Origin of the sequence: Cochleicola gelatinilyticus (genome assembly GCF_001637325.1) — a bacterium.
In the GTDB taxonomy this organism is placed as follows: Bacteria; Bacteroidota; Bacteroidia; order Flavobacteriales; family Flavobacteriaceae; genus Cochleicola; species Cochleicola gelatinilyticus.
The window spans coordinates 126,921-152,717 of record NZ_LRXL01000026.1 but is presented as its reverse complement, the minus strand read 5'-3'; the positions used below and the strand labels follow the sequence as shown (position 1 = coordinate 152,717).

20 protein-coding genes and 2 tRNA genes are annotated in these 25,797 nt (G+C 37.8%); 15 read left to right on the top strand and 7 right to left on the bottom strand.

Going from position 1 to position 25,797, the window contains the following annotated elements; genetic code table 11:
• Window positions 1–60: 60 nt before the first annotated feature.
• Complete coding sequence (locus ULVI_RS02655; protein WP_068591321.1) at window positions 61–660, bottom strand: ribonuclease HII; 600 nt, start codon at window positions 658–660, stop codon at window positions 61–63.
• 165 nt (window positions 661–825) lie between these two features.
• Between ULVI_RS02655 and ULVI_RS02650 the strand changes: the two genes are divergently transcribed.
• Window positions 826–2,736: a putative porin gene (locus tag ULVI_RS02650; protein WP_068589460.1), complete on the top strand. Its 1,911-nt coding sequence runs from the start codon at window positions 826–828 to the stop codon at window positions 2,734–2,736.
• A gap of 49 nt (window positions 2,737–2,785) precedes the next feature.
• A complete protein-coding gene (locus ULVI_RS02645; protein WP_068589457.1) occupies window positions 2,786–3,238 on the top strand; it encodes a GNAT family N-acetyltransferase in 453 nt (150 codons plus the stop codon).
• A 148-nt stretch (window positions 3,239–3,386) separates the two neighbouring features.
• Here ULVI_RS02645 and ULVI_RS02640 read toward each other — a convergent pair whose 3' ends face one another.
• Entirely contained in the window at window positions 3,387–4,529 is a 1,143-nt protein-coding gene (locus tag ULVI_RS02640; RefSeq protein WP_068589454.1) for an acyl-CoA dehydrogenase, read from the bottom strand.
• Between the two features lie 204 nt (window positions 4,530–4,733).
• Between ULVI_RS02640 and ULVI_RS02635 the strand changes: the two genes are divergently transcribed.
• Complete coding sequence (locus tag ULVI_RS02635) at window positions 4,734–5,801, top strand: anhydro-N-acetylmuramic acid kinase (protein ID WP_068589451.1); 1,068 nt, start codon at window positions 4,734–4,736, stop codon at window positions 5,799–5,801.
• Between the two features lie 13 nt (window positions 5,802–5,814).
• On the opposite strand, the gene ULVI_RS02630 is transcribed toward ULVI_RS02635, so the two are convergent.
• Window positions 5,815–6,567: a hypothetical protein gene (locus tag ULVI_RS02630; RefSeq protein WP_068589449.1), complete on the bottom strand. Its 753-nt coding sequence runs from the start codon at window positions 6,565–6,567 to the stop codon at window positions 5,815–5,817.
• A gap of 425 nt (window positions 6,568–6,992) precedes the next feature.
• On the opposite strand from ULVI_RS02630, the gene ULVI_RS02620 reads away from it, so the two are divergent.
• From ULVI_RS02620 to ULVI_RS02590, 7 genes are all read left to right on the top strand, one after another.
• Window positions 6,993–8,219 (top strand): Glu/Leu/Phe/Val dehydrogenase dimerization domain-containing protein, encoded by a 1,227-nt coding sequence (locus ULVI_RS02620; RefSeq protein ID WP_068589444.1) that lies wholly within the window; start codon window positions 6,993–6,995, stop codon window positions 8,217–8,219.
• 44 nt (window positions 8,220–8,263) lie between these two features.
• Window positions 8,264–9,646, top strand: coding sequence for a sodium:proton antiporter NhaD (gene nhaD / locus ULVI_RS02615; protein ID WP_068589441.1), 1,383 nt, complete (start codon window positions 8,264–8,266; stop codon window positions 9,644–9,646).
• A gap of 47 nt (window positions 9,647–9,693) precedes the next feature.
• A complete protein-coding gene (locus ULVI_RS02610) occupies window positions 9,694–10,392 on the top strand; it encodes a MotA/TolQ/ExbB proton channel family protein (RefSeq protein ID WP_068589438.1) in 699 nt (232 codons plus the stop codon).
• Entirely contained in the window at window positions 10,392–10,784 is a 393-nt protein-coding gene (locus tag ULVI_RS02605; protein WP_068589435.1) for an ExbD/TolR family protein, read from the top strand. The genes ULVI_RS02610 and ULVI_RS02605 overlap by 1 nt, the downstream gene beginning before the upstream one ends.
• A gap of 92 nt (window positions 10,785–10,876) precedes the next feature.
• A complete protein-coding gene (locus ULVI_RS02600) occupies window positions 10,877–11,698 on the top strand; it encodes an energy transducer TonB (protein WP_068589433.1) in 822 nt (273 codons plus the stop codon).
• Window positions 11,699–11,755: 57 nt separating this feature from the next.
• Window positions 11,756–12,445 carry a hypothetical protein gene (locus ULVI_RS02595; RefSeq protein ID WP_157632552.1) on the top strand — a complete coding sequence of 230 codons (690 nt, stop codon included), beginning with the start codon at window positions 11,756–11,758 and terminating at the stop codon, window positions 12,443–12,445.
• Window positions 12,446–12,456: 11 nt separating this feature from the next.
• Complete coding sequence (locus tag ULVI_RS02590) at window positions 12,457–13,674, top strand: bifunctional folylpolyglutamate synthase/dihydrofolate synthase (protein ID WP_068589426.1); 1,218 nt, start codon at window positions 12,457–12,459, stop codon at window positions 13,672–13,674.
• Window positions 13,675–13,725: 51 nt separating this feature from the next.
• On the opposite strand, the gene ULVI_RS02585 is transcribed toward ULVI_RS02590, so the two are convergent.
• The 4 genes from ULVI_RS02585 to gldJ all read right to left on the bottom strand — a co-directional run bounded on the left by ULVI_RS02585 (window position 13,726) and on the right by gldJ (window position 17,048).
• Window positions 13,726–13,800 (bottom strand) — tRNA-Val (locus ULVI_RS02585).
• Window positions 13,801–13,883: 83 nt separating this feature from the next.
• A tRNA-Val gene (locus tag ULVI_RS02580) sits at window positions 13,884–13,958 on the bottom strand.
• 65 nt (window positions 13,959–14,023) lie between these two features.
• Window positions 14,024–15,304, bottom strand: a complete 1,281-nt coding sequence (locus tag ULVI_RS02575) for a UDP-N-acetylmuramoyl-tripeptide--D-alanyl-D-alanine ligase (protein WP_068591320.1) — start codon at window positions 15,302–15,304, stop codon at window positions 14,024–14,026.
• 70 nt (window positions 15,305–15,374) lie between these two features.
• Window positions 15,375–17,048, bottom strand: a complete 1,674-nt coding sequence (gene gldJ, locus ULVI_RS02570; RefSeq protein ID WP_157632551.1) for a gliding motility lipoprotein GldJ — start codon at window positions 17,046–17,048, stop codon at window positions 15,375–15,377.
• 214 nt (window positions 17,049–17,262) lie between these two features.
• Between gldJ and porU the strand changes: the two genes are divergently transcribed.
• The 5 genes from porU to ULVI_RS02545 all read left to right on the top strand — a co-directional run bounded on the left by porU (window position 17,263) and on the right by ULVI_RS02545 (window position 25,752).
• The gene (gene porU / locus ULVI_RS02565) at window positions 17,263–21,150 is read left to right on the top strand and encodes a type IX secretion system sortase PorU (RefSeq protein WP_241780946.1); all 3,888 of its coding nucleotides are present in this window, start codon (window positions 17,263–17,265) and stop codon (window positions 21,148–21,150) included.
• A gap of 34 nt (window positions 21,151–21,184) precedes the next feature.
• On the top strand, window positions 21,185–22,360 hold the full coding sequence (gene porV, locus ULVI_RS02560) for a type IX secretion system outer membrane channel protein PorV (RefSeq protein WP_068589423.1): 1,176 nt from the start codon (window positions 21,185–21,187) through the stop codon (window positions 22,358–22,360).
• A gap of 4 nt (window positions 22,361–22,364) precedes the next feature.
• Window positions 22,365–22,847: a cytidine deaminase gene (gene cdd, locus ULVI_RS02555; RefSeq protein ID WP_068589419.1), complete on the top strand. Its 483-nt coding sequence runs from the start codon at window positions 22,365–22,367 to the stop codon at window positions 22,845–22,847.
• Window positions 22,848–23,016: 169 nt separating this feature from the next.
• Window positions 23,017–24,015, top strand: a complete 999-nt coding sequence (gene pdhA, locus ULVI_RS02550) for a pyruvate dehydrogenase (acetyl-transferring) E1 component subunit alpha (protein WP_068589416.1) — start codon at window positions 23,017–23,019, stop codon at window positions 24,013–24,015.
• A gap of 6 nt (window positions 24,016–24,021) precedes the next feature.
• Window positions 24,022–25,752, top strand: coding sequence for a pyruvate dehydrogenase complex dihydrolipoamide acetyltransferase (locus ULVI_RS02545; protein WP_068589414.1), 1,731 nt, complete (start codon window positions 24,022–24,024; stop codon window positions 25,750–25,752).
• Window positions 25,753–25,797 lie beyond the last annotated feature (45 nt).

Here is a 25,797-nt window from a genome sequence, read left to right as displayed (position 1 = left end):
GTGTTCCTTTATTTTATGAAAGAGTTTATCGACGTGTTTTCAACAGTTTTGTAAAGCAATTTAAAAATCAAAACAGTATTGTTCGGGTAATAATTTGAAGCTTCTTCGGTGATAAGGCGTTGGGCCAAAATCCCGAATGGCTTGTCGGTGTTCTTTTGTGGGATAGCCTTTGTTCTTTTTCCAATTATAGGCAGGAAATTCCTCGTGTAGATTTGCCATGTATTCATCCCGATAGGTTTTTGCTAAAATTGAAGCGGCAGCGATGTGTAAATATTTACTGTCTCCTTTTATAACGCATTCGTACGGGATTTTCCCGAATGGCTTAAACCGATTGCCATCGATTGCAATAAATTGAAGCGGTGAGACAAGTTGCTCGATCGAACGATGCATGCCTAAAATGGAAGCATTTAAAATGTTTAGTGTATCGATCTCATCCATCATAACATGGGTAACACCAAAAGAAATTGCTTCTGCTTCAATAATTTCTTTTAATTCCAAACGTTTTTTTTCTGAAAGTTGTTTCGAATCGGTTAGAAACGGGTGGTTAAAATCATCTGGAAGAATTACTGCAGCTGCAGTTACAGGGCCTGCCAAACATCCGCGGCCTGCTTCATCGGTGCCGCATTCGATTAGATGAGGATGTATTTTAAGTGATAGCATGGCGGGAAAATACAAATAAGCCTTTTGAAAAATTAAAATATAGCATGATTTTTTTAGTCTTTAAACGGCGTGTAAATGCATTGAGAATAGAATTTTCAAATTTTCAAATTTTCGAATCCTTCAATTATAATTTAAAAATTACCTTTGACCCTAGAAAAAAGATAGATGAATAGAACGCTTTTAGTACTTTTTTTGATTTTTGTAGCAGGGTCTGTGTATTCTCAAGAAGATGAAGGGGAAATACGGGATGCAGTTCCGACCGAAAAAATAGAAAAACCACCGATCGATCTGTATAAAATTATTTCAGCCGATCGCGATACCACTTTTCTCGACACTACGCTGTCTATAAAAAAGGATTATAAATTTAATTATCTTCGAAAAGATGCCTTCGAATTGCTGCCGTTTTCGAACGTCGGACAAACCTATAACTCCTTGGCTTATTCATTTGATCGGCTTAACCTGAAGCCTTTATTTGCAGGGCAAGCACAACACTTTGCGTATTTGGAAATAGAAGACATGCGGTATTTTAATGTGCCTACACCCCTAACTGAATTATATTATAGAACAGCTTTTGAACAAGGACAACAATTAGACGCTACATTTACTATTAATACCTCCGAACAGTTTAATTTTTTTATTGGGTATAAAGGGGTGCGCTCTTTAGGTGCGTATCAGAATATTTTAACAAGTACCGGGAATTTTAGATTTACCACAAACTATCATACAAAAGACAATCGTTACAACATTAGGGCGCATGTCGCAGCTCAAGATAATACCAACGAGCAGAACGGTGGATTGGCAGATGACTCACTCCCTTTATTTATTAATGATGATCCCGATTTTGACGATCGTGGCAGGTTAGATGTGCAATTTGAAGATGGTGAAAACAAACTAGAAGGATTGCGTTTTTACGGAATTCACGAATACGAACTTATAAGTAAAAAAGACAGTACAGGGTATAATGTACTGGCGATAGGAAATGAAATTACGTATGAAGATAAATACTATCAATACAAACAAGCAGTTCCTTTTGCAGACTTTGGTGAATCCTATCAAACGGCTAATTTAAAAGACAAAGTAAAACTAGAGGACTTTAATACAAAGGCTTTTGTCCGGTTCGATAACTCACTGCTCGGAAACTTGAGAGCGCATATTGGCTACACAGACTATAATTATGGGTACGATGCTGTGTTGATATTCGATGAAGGCCGTATTAACAACCGTTTAAAAGGAACTATTCTTGAAGCAGGAGCCGAATATCGGAAAGTTTACAAAGGATTTCAACTCTACGGAAAAGGCGCGATTAATGTGGCGGGAGATTTTGACGGGAATTATTTACAAGGAGCTGCTTCGTATCGTTTAGATCCCGATAACGTTGCAGAGGCTTCGATCACGGTGCATAGCGTAGCCCCCAATTTTAACTTTCTCTTATTTCAAAGTGATTATGTAAATTACAATTGGCAGAATAATTTTGAAAATGTAAAAACACAGGAACTAAAGTTCGATCTCAATTCAAAAAAGATTGCTGCTATTTCTGTAAGCTATACGGGAATCGATGATTACACTTATTTTGGGGTAAAAGAAAACGATTCTACTCCTACACCACAACAGTCGGGAGATCGTGTGGATTACCTAAAAGTTAAAGTAGGGAAGGAGTTTCGGTATGGGAAGTTCGGACTTGCCAATACGATTATGTATCAGAAAGTTACCAATGGTACAAATGTTTTTAAGGTCCCAGAGCTTATAACTCGGAACACCCTTTATTATCAAGATGAATTATTTAAAAAGGCCTTATTTCTTCAGGCTGGGGTCACATTTAAATATTTTACCGAATACGAAATGAACGATTACGATCCGGTGTTGGGAGAGTTTTTTGTGCAGACGGGACAGCAACTTGGAGGGTTTCCGCTAGTCGATGTGTTCTTTAATGCAAAAGTTCGGCAAACCCGAATTTATTTTAAATACGAACATCTTAATTCGTTGTTTAATACTACGAATAATTACTTTACTGCCCCTGGATATCCGTACCGCGATGCTTCGTTTCGTTTTGGTCTGGTTTGGGATTTCTTTTTGTAGCCTTTTACCAAACAGTTGTTCGTGAATTTTGGCGTACTGTGATTTAGAAATGATTAAAAAACTGCAACATACAGATCTTGAGATGGCAAAACAAATACGTGCTGTTTTTCAGGTGTCGTATGCGGTGGAAGCAGAACTCTTAAAAGCGGTCGATTTTCCTCCCTTACAAAGAGAGTTGGAAAGTTTTATTTCTAGCAGCAATGATTTTTTTGGATATTTTGAAAATGACACCCTTGCGGCGGTTGTTGAGATTGCGCATCGAGATACGTTTCTTCACATACAAAGCTTGGTGGTAGCTCCTAAGTTTTTTAGAAGAGGAATTGCAGGAGTAGTTATGGAGTTTGTTCTGAAGTCGTTCGATACCAATTTGTTTATGGTAGAAACAGGAGTGGCAAATCTTCCAGCGATTCAGTTGTATAAAAAATATGGCTTTACCGAAGTAAAACAATGGGATACTGACTTCGGAATCCGGAAAGTGCGTTTCGAGTTGCGACAGGGATAGCAGCGGTTACCCCACAGTACCGACTAAAGGGAGGTGCGAGGCGTAAAAGCGAATAGCCCGTTTTGCTGTAGCAGCGCGGAAGCAAAGTTGCCCCAATAAAAAACCCGACACAAAAAATGGCCGGGTTCTTCTATAAGTGTTTTTAGATTTAGTCTCTTAATAGTCCTCTAGAAATTACGATCTTTTGTATTTCTGAAGTCCCTTCGTAGATCTGTGTGATCTTTGCGTCACGCATCATACGTTCTACGTGGTATTCTTTTACGAATCCGTTTCCACCGTGTACCTGAACAGCTTCTACCGAAACATCCATTGCCACTTGTGAAGCGTATAATTTTGCCATAGCACCACTCATGTCGTAGTTGTTACCTTGGTCTTTGTCCCAAGCTGCTTTCATTACCAAGTGACGTGCTGCTTCGATGCTGGTGTGCATGTCGGCAAGTTTAAAAGCGATGGCCTGATGATTACAGATTTCGGTTCCGAACGTTTTACGCACTTTACTGTATTCTCGCGCTAGATCGTACGCACCTGCTGCAATTCCTAAAGCTTGAGCGGCGATACCAATACGTCCTCCGGCAAGAGTTTTCATTGCGAATTTGAATCCGAATCCTTCTTCGCCAATGCGGTTTTCTTTAGGAACTTTTACGTCGTTAAAATTAAGGGTGTGGGTGTCGCTTCCGCGAATTCCGAGTTTGTCCTCTTTAGGACCTACTTCAAATCCTTCCCAGCCTTTTTCAACGATAAAAGCATTAATTCCTTTGTGTTTTTTCTCTTTATCGGTTTGTGCGATTACTAGATAATAATCTGCAGAACCTCCGTTGGTGATCCAGTTTTTTGTTCCGTTAAGTACGTAGTGATCGCCTTTGTCGATCGCTGTAGTGCGTTGCGAAGTTGCATCACTTCCTGCTTCCGGTTCGCTTAGGCAGAACGCTCCTAATTTTTCACCGGTCGCTAATTTGGTAAGGTATTTTTGTTTTTGATCTTCGGTTCCGTAGGCTTCAATTCCGTAACATACTAATGAATTATTTACAGAAACAATCACCGAACACGAAGCATCAATTTTACTTAATTCTTCCACAACAATCGCATACGAAATCGTATCCATTCCGCCACCGCCGTACTTTGGGTCGACCATCATGCCTAGAAATCCTAGCTCTCCCATTTTTTTTACCTGTTCGGCTGGAAAGCGTTGTTCGTTATCACGTTCTATGACACCGGGTAATAATTCGGTTTTAGCGAAATCACGTGCTGCGTCGCGAATCATTAAGTGCTCTTCGGAAAGACTAAAATCCATGCTAGTATATCGTTTGAATTAGTTTTAAAAAAGTGATGCAAAGGTACTTCTAAAAAAAGAAAATCGAAAACGATTGATATTGAAAATATACCTATTTAATTATTTGAAAAATTAGTGTGTTCCGCTTCTTTCGATTTGTATCTTTCGGGAACGAATTACGTAGCATACGCGATGTCGAGCAATATATTATTTATTTAATAGACCATGAAAGAACAGTACCACATACTAGGAATTATGAGCGGAACATCCCTCGACGGGATCGATTTGGTGGAGGTTGATTTATTTGTTTCTGAAAAAGGACTATGGGATTTTGTAATTAAAACTTGTGAAACCATTGCGTATGCGGCAACATGGAAACAAAAGCTCACTCAGGGTATTACCAACTCTGAAGCTGAATTAATACAACTTGATAAAGACTATACCGTGTATCTCTCCAAGGTAATTTTATCATTTATTAAAAAGAACCATATTACAGATCTTGATGCGGTTTGTAGTCATGGACATACAATTTTACATCAGCCGGAGCAGGGAGTTACGTTTCAAATCGGAAATCTGCCGGAATTGGCAAATGCCATAAATGAGCAAGTGGTGTGTGACTTTAGAGTGCAAGATGTTGCTCTGGGCGGGCAAGGAGCTCCTTTGGTTCCTATTGGAGATCGATTGCTTTTTTCTGAATATGACTATTGTTTAAACCTTGGTGGATTTGCAAATATTTCTTCGGAAGTAAATGGCAAACGCATTGCGTACGATATTTGTCCGGTGAATATTGTACTGAATTCTTTGGTAGAAAAACTGGGATTTCCTTACGATGATAAAGGGAATATAGCAGCGTCGGGTGCCTTAAATGAAGCACTTTTAAAAAGATTAAATGAATTAGATTTCTATAAACAAAGTGCGCCAAAATCGTTAGGGCTAGAATGGGTTCAAGATCAAGTCTTTCCGATATTAGAGGCTTCAGAATTGTCTGAAAAAGACCTTTTAAGAACGTTTGTTGAACATTGTGCCCTACAAATTGCGGCTCAGTTTAAAGAGGAAGCTTCAGTATTAATTACAGGGGGAGGAGCGTATAACGATTTTTTAATTTCAAGATTAAAAGTACACACAACAGTAGCAATTGTGATTCCTTCCGAAGAAATTATAGAATATAAAGAAGCGTTAATATTTGGTTTATTGGGCCTATTAAAACTACGCAATGAGGTAAATTGTTTGTCGAGCGTAACCGGCGCAAATAAGGATCATTCTTCGGGAACTGTTTATCCCCGTAAATCGTAGGAGCCTTTCAACATCATCTTATTTTTCGAATCGTAATACTTGAAGTTCCAGTGTCTTTAAAATTAATAGGATCATCATCACCGCGTCTAAAAGAACGAAGGCTTAAGATTTGATTGGCGTTTATTTGAATTGTTTGTGTAAAATGAATTGAAAAATCGCCCCCATTACCAGAATCTTCTGGTGCTACTCCATACACGCGGTCTCCAGTACTAGTGCCATTAAGTTGAAGACGTAATTCAATATAACGCTCTATGCGATCTGAATTTAAGGATAGATTAACTGTTACCTCATAATACCCTGAATCTAAAATTCGAACTTGTTCATCATTTATAAATTGATACAGAGTAGTGTCCTCATTCCATCGTTGCGTACCAAATATATCGATTCGGGTTCCTGTAGTGGAAGAACTATTAAAGTCTGTATTTAATGAGGTACTTGCGTTAGAAAATTTAACGGTTCTATTAACCTTCGTGTCGTTAATATTACGCCATTGATTAACATCCCAAAAATAAAATCCAGGTATTACATTGTTAGGGAAAACGCCCGACACAGCCGTATTAAAAACTAAAGTTCCAGTAGTTAATGTACCCGTGAGTGGTGTAGTTGCCGATCTGGAAACCAAAGCTACTCTTGGTAATAGGACACCAGAATTGGAACTTTCTATTTGTAACATCACTCCATCACTAATAGTAGTTGTGTTAACGCCTACTTGAGCTTGGACAATAAAATAACTAAAAAAAAGTGATAATTTTAGAAAATTAGTCATAAGATTTGGGGTCTTTAGGGAGCCAAATATATAACTATCAGTTCACTACACCTTTTTTTTTAAAATGAAAAAATAATATTTCGATAAAATGTTAATTTTTTCGACGAAACTCCTTTTTTATCGATGAGAGGTAATGGGTGCATTTGTTTTATATAAAGTAATAGCTTCAAAAAAGAATGCATATCCTAACATTATAAATTCATTAATTATAATTAAAGAACTGTTTAAAAGTAATTTTAATGACTTAAAAAAACTTTATAAAATATTTTTTGAAGTAACTTTATTAATTGAATTAGATGAATCGGATCTATTTATTTTGTGATAAATAAAATTCTCTAAAATTGAGCTAAATCCCTTTTGAAGTTTTTTATATTTGTCTTCCAACTTCATAATCTATTTCAAGAAGTTGTATAACCACCCATTTAATGAAAGAATTACTTACCAAGTACGAAAATAAAGAACCCGAAATTGTTTTTCACTGGAACGACCCCGAAACAGAAGCCGAAGGCTGGACGGTGATTAATTCCTTACGAGGAGGTGCCGCTGGTGGTGGTACGAGAATGAGGGAAGGTCTCAACGAAAATGAAGTCCTTTCACTGGCTAAAACTATGGAGGTTAAATTTACCGTGTCAGGCCCTGCTATTGGGGGTGCAAAATCGGGAATTAATTTCGATCCAAGTGACCCTCGTAAAAAAGGAGTTTTGGAGCGCTGGTATAAAGCAGTTTCCCCATTGCTAAAAGCATATTATGGTACGGGTGGAGATCTTAATGTAGATGAAATTCATGAAGTAATTCCAATTACCGAAGAAAGCGGTGTTTGGCATCCGCAAGAAGGAGTTTTTAACGGCCATTTTACACCTTCAGAAGCTGATAAAATAAATCGCATCGGTCAATTACGTCAGGGAGTAATTAAAGTATTGGAAAATCAAACGTATTCACCAGATGTATCACGAAAGTATACCGTTGCCGACATGATCACAGGATACGGTGTCGCCGAAGCAGTACGTCATTATTACGATATTTATGGAGGTGATGTAAAAGGCAAACGTGCTATAGTACAAGGTTTTGGTAATGTAGGAGCAGCAGCAGCCTATTATTTAGCACAAATGGGAGCTAAAGTGGTAGGAATTATAGACCGTGTTGGAGGGGTTATAAATAAAGACGGTTTTTCTTTTGAAGAGATACAACAACTTTTTTTAAGAAAAGATGGCAATACGCTTAAGGCTGACAATATGCTTTCTTTTGAAGAAATAAATGAAAAAATATGGACATTAGAATGTGAGGTGTTTGCACCATGTGCTGCCTCTCGTCTAATTACCAAAGAACAAATTGCTTCAATGATCGATACAGGACTTGAAGTAATTAGCTGTGGTGCCAATGTTCCATTTGCCGACAAAGAAATTTTCTTTGGTTCTATTATGGAATTCACAGACGAACGTGTGAGCCTTATTCCCGATTTTATTAGCAACTGTGGAATGGCAAGAGTGTTTGCTTATTTTATGGAACGGAAAGTACAAATGACCGATGAGGCCATCTTTAATGACACCTCAATGACCATTCGCAATGCCATTCAGAACACATTCGACAACAATAGTACAAAGACTAATATTAGTAAAACTGCTTTCGAAATAGCACTTAAACAATTATTATAACATGATTATGGTTTCGATCATAATCTAATCCAACCTCATTTTCTATGGAATCGATTATTATTTTAATTTTCATTATTGGGTATCTTTCAATTACCCTCGAGCACCCTTTAAAATTAGATAAAACTGTGCCTGCCTTGATTATGGCAGCTTTAATATGGGCAGTATTAGCTATAGGTTTTCATGCCGGCTGGTTCGATGTTATCGACACCCATGAACATGCATATAATTTCCTTAAAGGAGGAGAGGCTGCAGAAGAAGGCTTTGATAATACTTTATTGCATCATCTTGGTAAAACTGCAGAGATTCTAATTTTCCTAATTGGTGCTATGACGATTGTTGAGATCATCGATTTACACCGTGGTTTTGAAGTATTAAAAGGTGCTGTAAAGACCAAGAGCAGGAGAAAATTATTATGGATTATAGGGATTCTTGCATTTATCTTATCAGCAATTATCGATAACCTAACTGCAACAATTGTATTAATTACATTACTAAGAAAGCTTATTGTAGTTCGAGAACAACGCCTATGGTACGCTGCCATGGTTGTGATTGCCGCGAATGCAGGTGGAGCTTGGTCGCCAATTGGAGATGTAACAACCACTATGCTCTGGATCGCAGACAATGTGACAGCCGCCGGACTTATAGAATACGTGGTCATTCCATCAATCGTTTGTTTTGTTATACCCTTTTTTATTGCAAGTTATTTGCCAGCCTTCCGAGGACAAATACAGGTAGATAGCTCCTCAGATGAAGTTGCTGAGCGTCTTTTAAGTAGTAAGACAATGCTCTTTTTAGGATTGGGTATGATCGTTTCAGTACCAGTATTTAAAACACTTACTCATCTACCTCCTTATGTAGGAATGATGCTTGCTTTGGGAGTTGTATGGTTAGTTTCAGAATATATTCACCCTGAAGAGGACTTTTCAAAAGAACGTCGTCACTTATATTCAGCCCATAAAGCCTTATCACGAATTGAAATATCTAGTATCCTGTTCTTCTTAGGAATTCTAATGGCAGTAGCTGGACTGGAAAGTTTAGTATATGGAGTTGCTGAAAATGGTGATCCAGTAGGAACATTGCGTTATTTGGCAGAAGTATTGCAAGCCGCAATTCCTAATCAGGATGTGGTTGTAATTTTATTAGGAGTACTTTCTGCAATAATCGATAATGTGCCATTAGTAGCGGCCTCTATGGGAATGTACGATTCACCAACCGATTCGGTATTGTGGCATTTTATAGCCTATTCTGCTGGTACAGGAGGAAGTATGCTTATTATTGGTTCTGCCGCAGGAGTTGCAGCCATGGGAATGGAGCGTATCGATTTTATCTGGTATCTTAAAAAGATTACATGGCTTGCTTTTATTGGGTTTATTGCTGGAGCAGGAGTCTTCCTTTTAATAGAAAGAGTGTTATTTGCCCACACCTAACAATTTATAGTAAACCCATTCGTTATTCTTAAAAACCGAAACACACTATGCTTAACTTTCTAATTCAGGAAGGAGCCGAAATTGCTCAAGACCTGGAAACAATCCCTGAAGAAAAAACCCTTTCTGTCATGGAACTGCTCCTAAATGGAGGTGTCGCAGGACAAGTCATAATTGGCGTTCTATTTATTTTACTTTTTGTAGCAGTATATATTTATTTTGAACGTTTGTTTGCTATAAAAGCAGTCTCCAATGTAGATGGTAATTTTATGAATCAAATTAGAGATAACGTAGCAACCGGGAATATTCAAGCGGCAAAAGTACTTTGCGCACAGCAAAACACACCAGTGTCGCGACTTACCGAAAAAGGTATATCAAGAATCGGAAGTCCGTTAGAAGACATTAATACAGCGATCGAGAACGCAGGGAAACTTGAAGTATACAAATTAGAGAAAAATGTAAGTGTGCTTGCAACCATTGCCGGAGCAGCACCTATGATTGGTTTCTTAGGTACCGTAATTGGTATGGTATTGGCTTTTCACCAATTAGCAACCAGCAGTGGACAAGCGGAAATGGGAACCTTAGCCGAAGGAATTTACACCGCCATGACAACCACAGTTGCTGGATTAATTGTTGGAATTATCGCCTATATGGGGTACAACCACATCGTAGTTAAAACAGATAAAGTGGTGCACCAAATGGAAGCTACGGCAGTCGACTTTTTAGACATCTTAAACGAACCGGCGTAATGAATTTACGAGGAAGAAATAAAGTAAGTGCCGAATTTAGCATGAGTTCCATGACAGATATTGTATTTCTGTTGCTGGTATTTTTTCTATTAACATCGCCTGCAATTACCCCCGATGCGCTTGACCTTATTCTGCCAAAGGCAAAAGGGAAAAGTACCAACGTACAGAAAGCTTCCGTAAGTATAACCAAAGACGGTGCCTACTACGTTAACAAAGAACGAGTAAGCGAATACAGTATAGAAAAAGAATTAAAAACGGTACTAGCCGGAACAGAGGATCCCACGATTATCCTCCGTGCTGAAGAAGGGGTTCCGATCGAAGACGCTGTTTTTGTGATGGACATTGCCAATAAAAATAGTTATAAAGTCGTTTTAGCAGTACGGCCTAATTAATTAATGTGGCAAGACCCTAGGTCGGGTCGGGCTATCATCGCTACACGGTAGCGTATTCTATCCCTCTTGCAAAAAAATAAATAAAACATTCCTTGAGCCTACTAAATACAAAACATAAGAGAAAAAGTATGATCATCACAGTGATTCTTCACGTGCTGGTGCTACTATTATTATTTTATGTGGGTTTAACGTATTTAGATCCTCCACCAGAAAATGGAATCGCTGTAAATTTTGGAACCACCGAGACAGGAAGTGGAAATGTCCAGCCGAGAGAAAAAATTCAGTCCGCTCCAAAACAATCAAATCCCGAACCTGTAACCCAGCCGAAGGCAGAAATCAAAGAAGAGGTCGTCACACAAAATACCGAAGATGCTCCCGTTATTAAAAAAGAGAAACCTGTAAAAGAACAAAAGGAAACTCCAGTAAAAGAGCAACCCAAAAAAGAACCCGTTAAAAAACCAGACCCCACTCCCGACAAATCCACCAAAGATGCATTGTCTAGTTTAATCAATGGTCCTAAAAGCGATGGTACGGCAAAGGGAGGAGAGGGAAACGATAAAATGCCTGGTGACAAAGGCGACCCCAATGGCGATCCAAACGCAAGTAGTTATTACGGTACTGGAAAGGGTCTTGATGGTGACGGAAATTATCTTTTAGGTGGGCGTAAGGCACTTAATAAAGAAAAATTTGTTCAAGATTGCAATGAAGCAGGCGTAGTTGTTGTTAGTATCGAAGTAGATAGAAATGGAAATGTTATTAAAGCAACACCAGGAGTGCGGGGTACTACTAATAACTCACGATGTTTGTTAGAACCCGCTAAAAGGGCAGCAATGGCCACGCGTTTTAATAGCGACGATAAAGCACCTGCAAAACAAATAGGAAAGATCATATACCGCTTTAGTCTCTCCGAATAAGTTAATCTGTTTTTAAGATTTTTCTTACATTACGGCTTTAAATAATCTTAGAAGCCGTTGTCACAAGTTTATAGTCTTTTAATATTTGCTGTAGGAATTACATCTGTAGTGATATCTATTCTATTAGGTAATGAGTTTACTGTAAATATAAAACCTATATTTCATTTGTTGCTTTTAGCCTATTACATTGTATCGGTAAAACATATAAAAATACCAGTCTTGGTGTTTTTTGTATGTGCGATGGTAGGAGAGACCCTTGTAGCTAAGGGGTTTGAAGAAAATTATCAGTTTATTGTTTTTCTTTTTACAGTCTGTTTTGCGAGTGGTATCGTAGTGGTGTATCCTTTTTTAGGAAAAACCGTTTTAAAGTTTAAGTTACCCGAAATAATTACCACATGTATTGTGATATTTGGGGTGGGTTATATCATGGTTCTAATGTTCAATATATTTACTAATCGCTTACAGGAATATGTGCAATTTGGGTTGGTCTCTGCAACTTTTATCGTTTACATAGCTTCATGCTTTTACATTGCGGCATTCAATACACATCCTAAAAGACTTTCGTTATTTCTAGTAGGGTGCTGTTATATTATTACCGTGGTTGGTACGCTCATTCATGAATTATTTTTTCAACATCCATTATTAATGGGGCTAGTGAATCTTTCTGAAATTATAGCTCAGTTTTCTTTTGCGTATTTTGCAGTACACTATTATAAAAAAAGAACCGTTACCTCAGAACTCATTTAATTCTACAGATTATTAATTATCAGGATACACTTCAATGGCTTTTTTCTCAGTTACCCATGTACCAACGCATTGGAAATGCAGCCTATAAAGCCGATCTAAATAATACGAATCTATTAATGTCGAAGCTTAACGCCCCTCAGGAAGGCTTTAAGAGCATTCATGTTGCAGGTACTAACGGAAAAGGTTCTACCAGTCATATGTTAGCTTCAGTGCTTCAGGAGGCTGGATATACCGTTGGTTTGTATACTTCTCCGCATTTAAAAGATTTTAGAGAACGTATTAAAATAAATGGGGAAATGATTCCGAAGCAATTTGTAACGGAGTTTGTAACTATGCATCGCTTATTTTTCGAAACCCATCAGCTTTCATTCTTTGAGATGACTGTAGGAATGGCGTTCGATTACTTTAGAAATAAAAAAGTTGATATTGCCATTATCGAAGTAGGATTAGGAGGTCGGCTAGATAGTACTAATGTTATTCTTCCTGAAGTTTCAGTAATTACCAATATTGGCTTGGATCATACCAAATTCTTAGGTACTACACTACGTGAAATTGCTTCAGAAAAAGCTGGAATTATAAAAACTAACATCCCTGTAGTTATTGGCGAAACTACTCCCGAAACCAAACTAGTTTTCGAAAAGGTTTCAGAAGAAAAAAATGCACCTATAATTTTTTCAGAAGAACAAAATCATTCTCAATATCAGACCGATCTTTTGGGAAGGTATCAAGAAAAAAACCAACGTACAGTCGTAACAACACTTTCAATTCTTATCGAAAAAGGCTGGCAAATTTCAGGATCTGCAATCACAAGGGGCTTGTTGAATGTCGTTAGGAATACTGGATTGATGGGGCGTTATCAGATTTTAAATTTAGTGCCAAAGGTAGTTTGCGATACTGCGCATAATAAGGAGGGATTAGCAATTGTCTTAGAACAAATTTCTGAGGAACAATATGATAAGTTACATATGGTGCTTGGGGTGGTGGATGATAAAGATTTGGATGGCATGCTCCCTATGTTTCCTGTACATGCGACCTACTATTTTTGCAAACCAGATGTTCCCAGAGGTTTGGCGGTTGCTTATTTAGCTGAAAAAGCAGCAAAGTATCAATTAAAGGGAAGTGTCTATAAAAGTGTATTGGATGCTTATAATGCAGCTTTACAAAATGCGTCGGAAAATGATCTCATTTATATTGGAGGGAGTACGTTTGTGGTAGCGGAAGTTGTTTAATTTAAAAGCTATTTAGTTGAGCTAAAATTAGGCAACATGTTTGCCTTTAAGTGGGGCATGCAGGATTCGAACCAGCGACTTCCACGTTGTCGACGTGACACTCTGAACCAACTGAGTTAATGCCCCTTAAGTACTACCTAAAATCTTAATTAAGATTAATTGTAGAGTTATCTAAAACCAAAAAAGACCTCCAAATGGAAGTCTTTTAGTGGGCGTTGAGGGATTCGAACCCCCGACCCCTTGGGTGTAAACCAAGTGCTCTGAACCAACTGAGCTAAACGCCCTTAACTTGTTAGCGGTTGCAAATATAAGGTAGTTTTTAAAACCCGCAAACATTATTTTAAAAAAATTATAGTAAATCTAAAATCCGTTCTAGTGCCATTCCACGTGAAGCTTTAATTAACAGCGTACTATCTGTTATTTTTTGTTCATTTATTTTTTCTTTTAAGTCTTCAAAAGTGATAAATTTTTTAATGTGAGGTGCTTCAGTGTTGGTGTTGTAAAAATTGGAGCCAATTACATATACTTCTCCGAAGGGGTTTTCTTTCAGAAATAAGATTATTGCTTCGTGTTCTTCTGCAGTATCTTTTCCAACCTCAAACATATCTCCTAAAAACATTTTTTTATTACTCCCCGCAAACTGTTTAAAATTTTCTAAAGCGGCTATCATGCTAGTGGGATTTGCATTATAAGCATCCAAAATAATTTTATTACTGTCTTTATCGATTACCTGTGATCGGTTATTGGTTGGGGTGTAACTCTCAATAGCTTTTTTTATGGCTGCAGTAGGGATGTTTAAATAGGATCCTATAGCAATGGCTGCAGCAATGTTATGGAAGTTATAGGAGCCTATAAGCTTACTTTGTATAACTTCGTTGTTATATTGAACAATTAATTCATTAGAAGCATCTTTAAGACTAATGGGGATGTATTGTTGATCTGTGCCGAAAACAACTCTATTGATATTTTTAGAGTGTATCATTTGCTTGGGGTCGTTTCCATTCACAAACACAGTTTTTTTGTGGTCTTTCAAGTAGTCGTACAATTCGGTTTTTGCTTGAACAACTCCTTCGAGGCTTCCAAACCCTTCTAGGTGAGCTTTGCCGAAATTGGTGATGTATCCAAAATCGGGTGCGGTTATCGCACATAATTGTTCAATTTCCTTATGGTGATTTGCTCCCATTTCAACAATGCCGTATTGTGTATCGTTATTCATAGCAAGCAATGTTAAGGGAACTCCAATATGATTATTTAGATTTCCTTTGGTTGCTGTAGTGGTATAAGAAGTTGAAATTACGGCGTTAATTAGCTCTTTAGTGGTAGTTTTACCATTACTCCCTGTAAGAGCGATTATAGGAACCTTTAAGTAGTTTCTATGATAGTGTGCTAACTTTTGAAGTGCCTCAAGTACATCAGCACATAAAATAGTTTCTCCAGTATTTTTATGATAGCGAGTTTCGTCTATTATAACTTTATATGCTCCTTTATCTAGGGCTTCTTGTGCAAATTTATTGCCATTAAAATTATCTCCTTTTAAACAGAAAAAGAGCATTCCTGGTTCTATATTTCTAGTGTCGGTAGAAACACCAGAACTATTTAGAAAATGGGTGTGAAGTTGTTTTAGTTCCATGGCAAACGGGTACAAAAAACCCTCCGACGCATAGTGCAAAGGAGGGTGTTATAATATTTTTTTAAAGGTATTATTTGTTTCTTGGTCTTTTTCCTTCTTTAGATTTTGATCCTACACGTGACATTGCACATCTAAATCCGATATAGTCTGTTGCCATATCTTGTGGAAAATACCTTCTTTGAGCGGGATCTAACCAGTAATCACGGTCTCTCCAAGAACCTCCTTTGTAAACACGTACTTCATTATTTACTAAGGTAGTTCTATTAGAAGATTGGTCAAACTGACGATCTAATGTTCCAGTACTATCTGAAGCAACCCGATGTTTAGGTGAATTATACATACGTTTCGATTCATCGATTTCTTCGTCTTCTCCAAAAGTTTGAAAGTAACGTGAAGAACGTTTATCACCATCTCGATAATCGCGATTGTCACTTTCTGAGAATTGTGTTCTTAAATACGTTTCTTTTTCGTCTACAGGTACTTGTAAAATTTCTCCAGGAAGATTTCTTGCGATGATCTTTCCATTGCTTAACGTATCGTATACGATTGAATCTGCAGTAATAACTCTTACTTTACCGTTTTTGTCTATCGCATTTTTGGTATATACATTTCCACGATAGTAGTTGAAGTCGTTAAATTCGTCATCTACAATTGGTCTATATACATCGGCTACCCATTCGGCAACATTTCCTGCCATATCGTACAATCCGTAATCGTTTGGTTCGTAAGATTTTACTTCAGCTGTGATATCGGCACCATCATCACTCCATCCTGCAATACCACCATAATCACCATCCCCTTGTTTAAAGTTGGCTAATTGGTCGCCACGAGATCTTCTGTTTCCAGAACGAGTATATTGTCCATCCCACGGATATTTCTTTCTACCACGATATACGTTGTAGTTTCTAAGTTCGATTAATCCAAGAGCAGCATATTCCCACTCAGTTTCAGTTGGAAGTCTGTAAGATGGCATTAACAATCCGTCTTTTCGTTGTACGAATAAACCAGTGCTATCTTCGTTCTTTCTAAGAAGACCTTCAGATTTTTTTCCACCTCTTGTCAAGGAATCTTTTCCTCCGTACGTTAAGGTTGGTGCATTTAAATAAGTTTCAGTATTAAAGGTTTCTCCTGCTTTTACGTCGAAACGAGCGTTTCTTGCAGTATATCCTTCTTGCTCTAAAATTAGCTCATTCACACGATCGGTTCTCCAGTTGCTAAATTCAACAGCTTGAATCCAGCTTACTCCCACCACAGGATAATCAGCGTATGCCGGGTGTCTTAAGTAGTTGTTGGTCATCACCTCATTATAACCAAGACGATTTCTCCATACAAGAGTGTCTGGAAGTGCACCTTCATAGATACGTCTAAAGTTTTCGTCAGACGGAGGGAACACACTTTTAAGCCAATCTAAGTATTCTAGATACATTAAATTGGTAACTTCTGTTTCGTCCATGTAAAAAGACTGAACATGTTGTTGGGTTGGAGAATTGTTCCAGTCGTGCATAGGATCATCTTGCACTTTACCTTTAGTGAAGGTTCCTCCTTCAATAAAGACAAGACCAGGACCAGTTTCCTGCTCTTTTGCTTTGGGGTTGTACTGGAAGCCACCGTCTTTGGAGTTCATTTTCCAACCGGTTGCTCTCGAACTGTCTTTGTAATCACGAGACTTGTTGCAACTGGATAAAAAGGCGGTTGCAACTATTGCGATTAATAGCTGTAATACTAAGGTTTTTCTCAAGTTCATGCTTTCAAATATGAAAAAATTGGGTTTGCAATATAATAATTAACGACAAAAATGCAATATTATTTTACATATAATGCAATGTTAGTTTTGGAAGGTTTTTCCCACTAACGTATTGTTAACGTATATTTTTTTACAATAGTATACATTCCTAAATTTTCCTTTCTGATTTATTAGAAACAATCATACTAAGTCTATATTTGCAACGTTATTTGTTATGATGAAAAGAATTTTATTTTTAATAGTTTTTTTAGTGTTTCCTTTTATTGTTGAAGCACAAGTAAAAACGGTTACCATTAATTGGCAGCAAGAGGTGCCTTCAAAAAGTAGTGTTGCCAGTAAAACGAATTCTCAAAGTAGTAAGAATGCCAAAACTTCTATTTTTGGGGTTTATGAAGGAGGCAGTACGACGTATGTTGAACAATGGGAAGATACAGGGTATGCTGATAAAAATTCACTTCAAATAAGTAACGTACGTTATGGAAATCTTTCTTCCGAAGAATTAAAAAGGATAGATAGTGCTACAATTCCTGAAACACTTCAATATTCTATTAATTCAACAAAAGCTCGTGAAAAGTTATTTACGCAAGTTGCTATTTCATCTATAGTAAAACAAAATGGGGTATTTAAGAAAGTTCTTAGTTTCTCCATAAGTTATAGTAAGTCTATTCAAAATAGATCGATTGGGGCACGACTACCTTTATCTAATTCTGTTTTGGCGACAGGAGATTGGTATAAATTTAAAGTCGAAAAAACAGGTGTATATCGCCTTACCAAAGATTTTCTAGAGGATTTGGGAATGAATACCGGCGGAATTAACCCTAGAAATCTTAAAGTATACGGAAACGGAGGAATGCCACTTCCGCTGTTAAACATTGATAATACAATATTCGATTTACCTGAAAATCCGATTCAAGTTGTAGGGGAGGAAGATGGAACTTTTAATAATGGAGATCACATCTTATTTTATGCGGTAGGTACGAGAGGCCCTATAAATTATAAAGATGGTACTAGCGAAGCAACTAAAATAGATACCCATGTAAATCCCTATGATGATAATGCTTATTATTATGTGACGGTAAGTGGAGGACAAGGGTTACGTATTCAGCCTATGGTGCAACCTACTGGGGCTGCTAATGAAGTTATTACAACCTTTAACGATTATCAGTTTTATGAAGAAGACGACTTTAGTCCTGCAAAAGTAGGAAGAAGGTGGTATGGTAACCGATTTGATATAGAAAATGATCAAACTTTCGAGTTTTTATTTCCAAACATAGTCTCGAGTGCTCCTATGGACGTGGTGATTGAGGCTGCTGCTGCTTCTGAGATTGGGACCTCATTCGCTGTTTCTGTAAATCAAACCAGTTTAAACGCCATTACATTCACCGGCTTAAATGGAACTCTTTTATTAACAAAACGAGTCGAGGTGGATATTCCAGCATCTGAGGAAACAGCTACGGTAGAGATGAATTATAATAATGGAGGAAACCCTGCGAGCATTGGTTATTTAGATTTCATTAGTATCGAAGCACTTCGTGAGCTTACTGGTGTAGAGGGGCAATTGGCTTTTAAATATAATGCTTCTGAAAATCTATCTGGTATTGGGCAATATCAAATAAGTAATGCCGCTCAATTTTCACAAGTTTGGGATGTAACGAACTTATATGCTGTAAGTGCTGTAGAAAATCAAGATAGTGAAGGTGTATTTACTTTCAAAGCTCCTTTAGGGCAACTGCGAAATTATGTTGCCGTAAATCCTAATGATTACTTTGCGCCACTTCGAGTGCCAAACCCACTCGTGCAGAATCAAGATGTAAAAGGCACTGTTTTTAAAGATGCCTCTGGAAATTTTCAAGATATAGATTATTTAATAATTACTTCTCCGTTTTTATTACAACCCGCATTACGTCTTGCTAATCACAGAAGCAGTGTTGATGGGTTAAATATAAAAGTAGTTACTACCGATAAGATTTATGAAGAATTTAGTTCTGGAAAACAAGATATTGGTGCGATTCGTAATTTCGTGCGATACGTGTATGAAAACGCGTCTTCAGATGAAAAACGAGTAAAGTATCTTTGCTTGTTTGGGGATACATCGGTAGATTATAAAAACAGGCTAACTGGGAATAATAATATTGTTCCTGTGTTTCATACCTTAAAAAGTATAAGTACTACTTCAGATTTTATGACAGATGATTTCTACGGAAGTATGGATCCTATGGATGGGTTTATGAAATCTAATGAATTATTAGATATTGCTGTTGGAAGAATTGTGGCAGATGAGGTGTCTCTTGCGAACAGTCTGGTCGATAAAATTATTACTTACGATTCTAAAAAGGCATATGGAAACTGGAGAAATACCTTTACCCTTATTTCAGACGATGTCGATGAAAGTTCTTATGAATATAGAAGAATTGAAGCTACTTTAGATTCTTTAGGTCAAGAAATAACGAGACAAAAGCCATTTGTAAATGTTAAGAAAATTCATAGCGATGCGTTCCAGCAAGAGACCTCTGCTGGTGGAAATCGATATCCAGAAGTAAATAAAGAAATTTTAAACAACATTGAAGTAGGATCTTTAATTGTCGATTACTTTGGACATGGTGGAGAAGATGGGCTCGCAAAAGAATTTATTTTTACAAAACAAGATGCACAGAGTCTTAAGAATAAAGAGAAGTTACCGCTCATTGTTACGGTAACTTGTGAGTTTACAAAGTTTGATTTGCCCACGCGAGTTACCGCAGGAGAGCTTACCTATTGGAATAAGGATGGGGGTGCTATTGCTCTTATAACAACAACGAGGTCTATTAGTGTTTCGTTAGGGGTTACCTTTAATGAAAAATTAGCAGCTCAGTTATTTGGATTCGATGTTAATGTCCCTGCTCCTCCCGCTGAAGGGCTTCGTATCTCTAAAAATGATATTTCCGATGGGCTAAAACGAGTGGTTCATTATATTGGAGATCCCGCTATGCATTTAGCCTTTCCTAATCAAAAAATTAGAATTACCTCGTTAAACGACGTGCCGATTGAACAAGCTACAGATACTTTAAAAGCGTTAAGTAGAGTGCGATTTGGGGGTGAAGTGGTGGATGTAGCTGGAACTCTCCAAGCCGATTACAACGGTGTGTTGGAAGCTCAGGTATTTGACAAACGAGTAGAACGTCAAACCTTAGGAAATGACGGAATAAGATTTACTAGTGGGCCTAATAATGGTGAACTTCAAATATTAAATTTTACCACTTTAGGAAACGTAATCTTTAATGGAAAAGCCACAGTGACTAACGGAAAATTTAATTTCGAATTTGTCGTGCCCAGAGATATTCGTATTCCTGTAGGGCAAGGTAAAATTAGTTTATACGCACAAAAAAATAACGAATTGGAAGATCATACTGGGTTCAACTTAGATATTAATGTTGGGGGAATTAATGAAAATGCTCCCGAAGACAATGTGGGGCCTGTAATTCAACTTTTTATGAATGATGAGAGTTTTGTGTCCGGAGGAGTCACTAACGATTCCCCAATATTTATTGCTAAACTCGAAGACGAAAATGGAATTAATACATCGAGTGGAATTGGGCATGATATGGTTGCAATACTAGACGGGGATGAATCGAACCCATTTGTGTTAAACGATTACTATCAGGCAGAAGTAGATGATTATACACGAGGAATTGCCAATTTCCCATTCAGAGATCTTGAAGATGGGTTGCATACACTAACATTTAAAGCATGGGATGTTTACAATAATTCATCAACGGCAGAAATACAATTTGTCGTTGCTGGAAATGATCAATTAGTAATCGAACGCGTATTAAATTATCCCAATCCATTTGTTAACTATACCGAGTTTTGGTTTAGTCATAATCGAGAAAATGAACCACTTGATGTACAGGTGCAAGTATTTACTGTGACGGGAAAAATAGTTTGGACTAAAACAGACACATTCGCTCCTACTGGAAGTAATTTATTTAGAAGCATTTCATGGAATGGATTAGACGATTTTGGAGACCGGGTTGGAAAAGGTGTCTATGTTTATAAGATAACTGTAAAATCTACGTTAACCAATCAGCAAGTTGAAAAATTTGAAAAACTGGTGATCCTTTAAAAATTAAATTATATTTGTCCAAAATTTAAACCTCATGAAGAAGTTCTTTATCCTTATATTACTTTGTTTATTTACTGTTAAATCCTTTGCTCAAGTACAAGAGAACAACCGTGTTATTACCACTGGTGTTCCTTTTATACTTATTGCTGCCGATTCCCGTGCTGCGGGTATGGGTGATATTGGTGTAGCTAGTTCTGCTGATGCTTTCTCACAACAATGGAATCCTGCAAAATATGCTTTTGCACTATCTAAACAAGCAGTAGGGGTTACCTATACACCATATCTAAGTAACTTAGTAAACGATATTTTCTTAGGAAATCTTACGTACTATAATAGAATTAATGAGCGAAGTGCTATTGCAGGTAGTTTGCGCTATTTTAGTTTAGGAGATATCGATTCTAGAGTCGATGCGCAACAAGTTGATCCATTAATTTTAAGTCCAAACGAATTTACTTTCGATCTCTCGTATTCACTTCGATTAAGTGATCGATTTGCTATGGCGGTAGCTGGGCGTTATTTACGTTCCGATTTAAAACTTCAGGTGTCTCAAGAAGATGCTTCAGCAGCGGGTTCATTCGCAGTTGATATTGCAGGTTTTTATCAGAGTGAAGAGATCGCTTACAGTGATTTTGATGGACGTTGGAGAGCAGGTTTTAACTTCTCTAATATTGGACCAAAAATAAAATATGATGATGTTGGACAAGAAAACAATTTGCCAACAAACATGGCTTTAGGTGCAGGGTTCGATTTCATATTGGATGAATATAATAAAGTAGGCGTTCATGCTGAAGTTAATAAATTATTAGTGCCAACTCCTCAAGATCCAGATCTAAATGGGGATGGTGAGGTTACTTCAGAAGAAGTGCTACAGAATCAAGCAGACTACGAGGATATTAGCTTTTTCTCTGGAATTTTTCAATCGTTTGGTGATGCACCCGACGGATTTAGCGAAGAGTTAAAAGAATTTACTTGGGCATTAGGAGCAGAATATTGGTATCAAGATGTGTTTGCTTTACGAACAGGATATTTTAATGAAAGCGATGAAAAAGGTTCTCGTAAATTTGTCTCATTAGGAGCAGGGTTCAAATACACAGCCATCAATATAGATCTATCGTATCTTTTCTCTACATCGGCAGTAAGAAGCCCATTAGAAGGAACCCTTCGTTTCGGATTAACTTTCAACTTCGGAGACGAATACGACGAATACTAGACGTGTGAAAAAACTAACTATTGAAACACATCTGGAGGTTTTTGAAACCTTTTCAGAACTTCCTTTAGAAGTACAAAATCTTATGAATAAGGCGCAGCAAGCACGTGAAAATGCTTATGCGCCTTATTCACATTTTAAAGTGGGAGCAGCCCTTCAATTAGCTTCTGGCGAAACTGTAATCGGGAATAATCAAGAAAATGCAGCATTTCCGTCTGGTTTATGTGCAGAACGGGTTGCAGTATTTTATGCAGGAGCGTCCTACCCAAGTGCGATAATTAAAATGATGGCAATTACAGCACGATCTCTTAAACAAAAAGTTACGACACCTATTCCGCCTTGCGGTGCTTGTAGGCAGTCTTTGGTGGAGTACGAGGTAAAACAAAATGCACCTATAATTCTCTATTTCATGGGAGAATCAGGAAAAATTGTTAAAGCAAATTCTATAAAAGATTTGCTGCCGCTTATCTTCGATAGTTCGTATCTTTAGTAGTAATTAAAAGCAACGGTTCAGGCATTTCTTTTCAAATGTTTAAACGAATTTTATCCTATTATTTTTTTTAATTTGAAGTTGCTCTTCTTTTGCAGAACTTTTATAAAATAGTATTTTTGTTACTTATGCATTAAATTCCCTTGCAGGGATTACCAGCAAAAACGCGATGAAAAAAATCACCAAAAAAACCTATTTAGATTGGTACGAGAACATGCTCTTCTGGCGAAAGTTTGAAGATAAACTCGCACAGGTATATATAAAACAAAAAGTGAGAGGTTTTCTCCATTTGTATAACGGTCAGGAAGCTGTGCTTGCGGGTGCGTTGCATGCAATGGATCTGGATAAAGACCGAATGATTACCGCCTATAGAAATCACGTACAACCTATTGGTATGGGAGTAGATCCCAAGAAAGTGATGGCAGAACTTTATGGAAAAGCAACGGGTACTTCTCAAGGACTTGGTGGTTCTATGCATATCTTTTCTAAAGAACACCGATTTTATGGTGGGCATGGTATTGTAGGTGGGCAAATTCCATTGGGAGCGGGGCTTGCATTTGGCGATAAATATTTCGATCGAGATGCTGTGACGCTAACTTATATGGGAGATGGAGCCGTTCGTCAAGGTTCTCTGCATGAAACATTCAACCTTGCGATGCTTTGGAAATTACCCGTTGTGTTTTGTTGTGAAAATAACGGCTATGCAATGGGAACCTCTGTTGCTAGAACAGCAAACCATACCGATATCTGGAAATTAGGACTAGGTTACGAAATGCCTTGCAAACCCGTTGATGGTATGAAACCAGAAGTGGTTGCCAAAGAAATGGATGAAGCGATCGCACGCGCACGTCGAGGAGAAGGACCTACCTTTTTAGAAATTCGAACCTATCGATACCGCGGGCACTCCATGAGTGATGCGCAACATTACCGAACCAAAGACGAAGTAAAACAAAAGCAAGAAGAAGACCCAATCTCATGGGTACTACATAAGATCTACGAAAATAAGTGGGCGACCGAAGACGAGATCAAAAAAATAGATAAAAACGTTAAAGAACGCGTACTGGAATGTGAGAAATTTGCTGAAGAATCTCCATACCCAGAGAAAAATGTTATGTACGATGCAGTCTACGAACAAGAAGACTACCCTTTTTTATCTCATAAATTATAAAATACCATGGCAGAAGTAATTAACATGCCGCGATTAAGCGACACAATGGAAGAAGGTACCGTAGCCAAATGGCTCGTGAAGAAGGGAGATAAAATTGAAGAAGGAGATATCCTTGCAGAGATCGAAACCGATAAAGCTACAATGGAATTCGAATCTTTTTACGAAGGAACATTGTTGCATATTGGTATTGAAGAAGGCGAAACAGCAGAGGTTGATAAACTACTTGCGATTATTGGTGAGGAAGGCGAAGATATCTCAGAACTACTTAAAGGTGGGGCTGATAAGAAAACTTCGGAAAATGATACAGAAAAAAATACTTCGGAAGAAAAGTCTGATAAGGATGCTTCAGATAAAGAAGACTCTAAAAAAGACACTTCGGAAGAAGATAAAGATGAAGAAGATACAACTGAAGCAGATGAGGATACAGAAGACACTTCCGAAGGAACAGTGCCTGAAGGTGTAGAGGTAATCAACATGCCTCGGTTAAGCGATACCATGGAAGAAGGTACAGTGGCATCATGGCTTAAAAAAGAAGGAGATACGGTTGAAGAAGGTGATATTCTTGCCGAAATCGAAACCGATAAAGCAACGATGGAATTCGAAAGTTTTTATTCGGGAACCTTACTGAAAATAGGTATTCAAGAAGGTGAGACGGCTAAAGTTGATACCTTGCTGGCAATTATTGGACCCGAAGGAACCGATGTTTCAGGAATTTCTGGCGCTCCTAAAAAAGAGAAGAAAAAACCGGAAGCGAAAAAGGAAACTTCAGATAAAACTTCCGATAAAAAAGCAGCTTCAAAAAAGGACACTTCCGAAGAAAATAGGGCTTCCGAAGAGAAAAAATCTGGAGAAGATTCTAAGAAAAAATCAAGTTCAACAAGTGGATCAAACGACCGAAGAATTTTTGCTTCTCCCTTAGCTAAAAAACTGGCTGAAGAACGAAACATTAATTTAAATCAAGTGAATGGAAGTGGTGATCACGGACGCATTGTTAAAAGCGATATCGAAAACTTTCAGCCCGGAACAGGTGGTACAGATTATACACCAGTGGGAGAAGAGAGCTTCGAAGAGGTTAAAAATTCGCAAATGCGTAAGACCATTGCCAAGCGTCTTGGAGAATCGAAGTTTTCGGCACCGCATTACTATCTAACGGTCGAACTCGATATGGATGGGGCTATTGCGGCACGTACAGCGATCAATTCAGTTCCCGAGGTGAAAATTTCTTACAATGACATGATTGTGAAAGCATGTGCAATGGCGCTTAGAAAGCATCCGCAGGTAAATAGTCAATGGACTGCAGATGCTACAAAAATAGCAAAGCACATTCACGTAGGCGTTGCTGTAGCAGTTGATGAAGGCTTATTAGTGCCGGTTTTAAAATACACCGACCAAATGACGTTCTCACAAATTGGAGCCCAAGTAAAAGAACTAGCAGGAAAAGCTCGAAATAAAAAGATCTCTCCCGATGAAATGTCTGGAAGTACATTTACTGTTTCGAACTTAGGAATGTTTGGTATTAAAGAGTTTACTTCAATTATTAATGCACCTAATTCTGCGATTCTTTCGGTGGGAGCGATCGTGCAAAAACCGGTTGTTAAAAACGGAGCGATCGCCATAGGAAATACGATGACTGTGACATTAGCATGCGATCATAGAACAGTAGATGGTGCGACTGGAGCAAAATTCCTTCAAACCGTACGACAGTATATTGAGAATCCTGTGACAATGTTTGTGTAATTGTTAGCATAATTTCTTCGGAATGCATTCTAAATTATTTAAAAA

What these genes read in the sequence shown, in the direction of transcription:
- porV (WP_068589423.1), top strand. Translation starts at nt 21,185, where the DNA reads ATGAAGAAGTTCTTTATCCTTATATTACTTTGTTTATTTACTGTTAAA.
- pdhA (WP_068589416.1), top strand. Translation starts at nt 23,017, where the DNA reads ATGAAAAAAATCACCAAAAAAACCTATTTAGATTGGTACGAGAACATG.
- ULVI_RS02575 (WP_068591320.1), bottom strand. Translation starts at nt 15,304, where the DNA reads ATGGAACTAAAACAACTTCACACCCATTTTCTAAATAGTTCTGGTGTT.
- ULVI_RS02620 (WP_068589444.1), top strand. Translation starts at nt 6,993, where the DNA reads ATGAAAGAATTACTTACCAAGTACGAAAATAAAGAACCCGAAATTGTT.
- porU (WP_241780946.1), top strand. Translation starts at nt 17,263, where the DNA reads ATGATGAAAAGAATTTTATTTTTAATAGTTTTTTTAGTGTTTCCTTTT.
- nhaD (WP_068589441.1), top strand. Translation starts at nt 8,264, where the DNA reads ATGGAATCGATTATTATTTTAATTTTCATTATTGGGTATCTTTCAATT.
- ULVI_RS02635 (WP_068589451.1), top strand. Translation starts at nt 4,734, where the DNA reads ATGAAAGAACAGTACCACATACTAGGAATTATGAGCGGAACATCCCTC.
- ULVI_RS02655 (WP_068591321.1), bottom strand. Translation starts at nt 660, where the DNA reads ATGCTATCACTTAAAATACATCCTCATCTAATCGAATGCGGCACCGAT.
- ULVI_RS02630 (WP_068589449.1), bottom strand. Translation starts at nt 6,567, where the DNA reads ATGACTAATTTTCTAAAATTATCACTTTTTTTTAGTTATTTTATTGTC.
- gldJ (WP_157632551.1), bottom strand. Translation starts at nt 17,048, where the DNA reads ATGAACTTGAGAAAAACCTTAGTATTACAGCTATTAATCGCAATAGTT.
- ULVI_RS02545 (WP_068589414.1), top strand. Translation starts at nt 24,022, where the DNA reads ATGGCAGAAGTAATTAACATGCCGCGATTAAGCGACACAATGGAAGAA.
- ULVI_RS02610 (WP_068589438.1), top strand. Translation starts at nt 9,694, where the DNA reads ATGCTTAACTTTCTAATTCAGGAAGGAGCCGAAATTGCTCAAGACCTG.
- ULVI_RS02645 (WP_068589457.1), top strand. Translation starts at nt 2,786, where the DNA reads ATGATTAAAAAACTGCAACATACAGATCTTGAGATGGCAAAACAAATA.
- ULVI_RS02605 (WP_068589435.1), top strand. Translation starts at nt 10,392, where the DNA reads ATGAATTTACGAGGAAGAAATAAAGTAAGTGCCGAATTTAGCATGAGT.
- ULVI_RS02640 (WP_068589454.1), bottom strand. Translation starts at nt 4,529, where the DNA reads ATGGATTTTAGTCTTTCCGAAGAGCACTTAATGATTCGCGACGCAGCA.
- ULVI_RS02650 (WP_068589460.1), top strand. Translation starts at nt 826, where the DNA reads ATGAATAGAACGCTTTTAGTACTTTTTTTGATTTTTGTAGCAGGGTCT.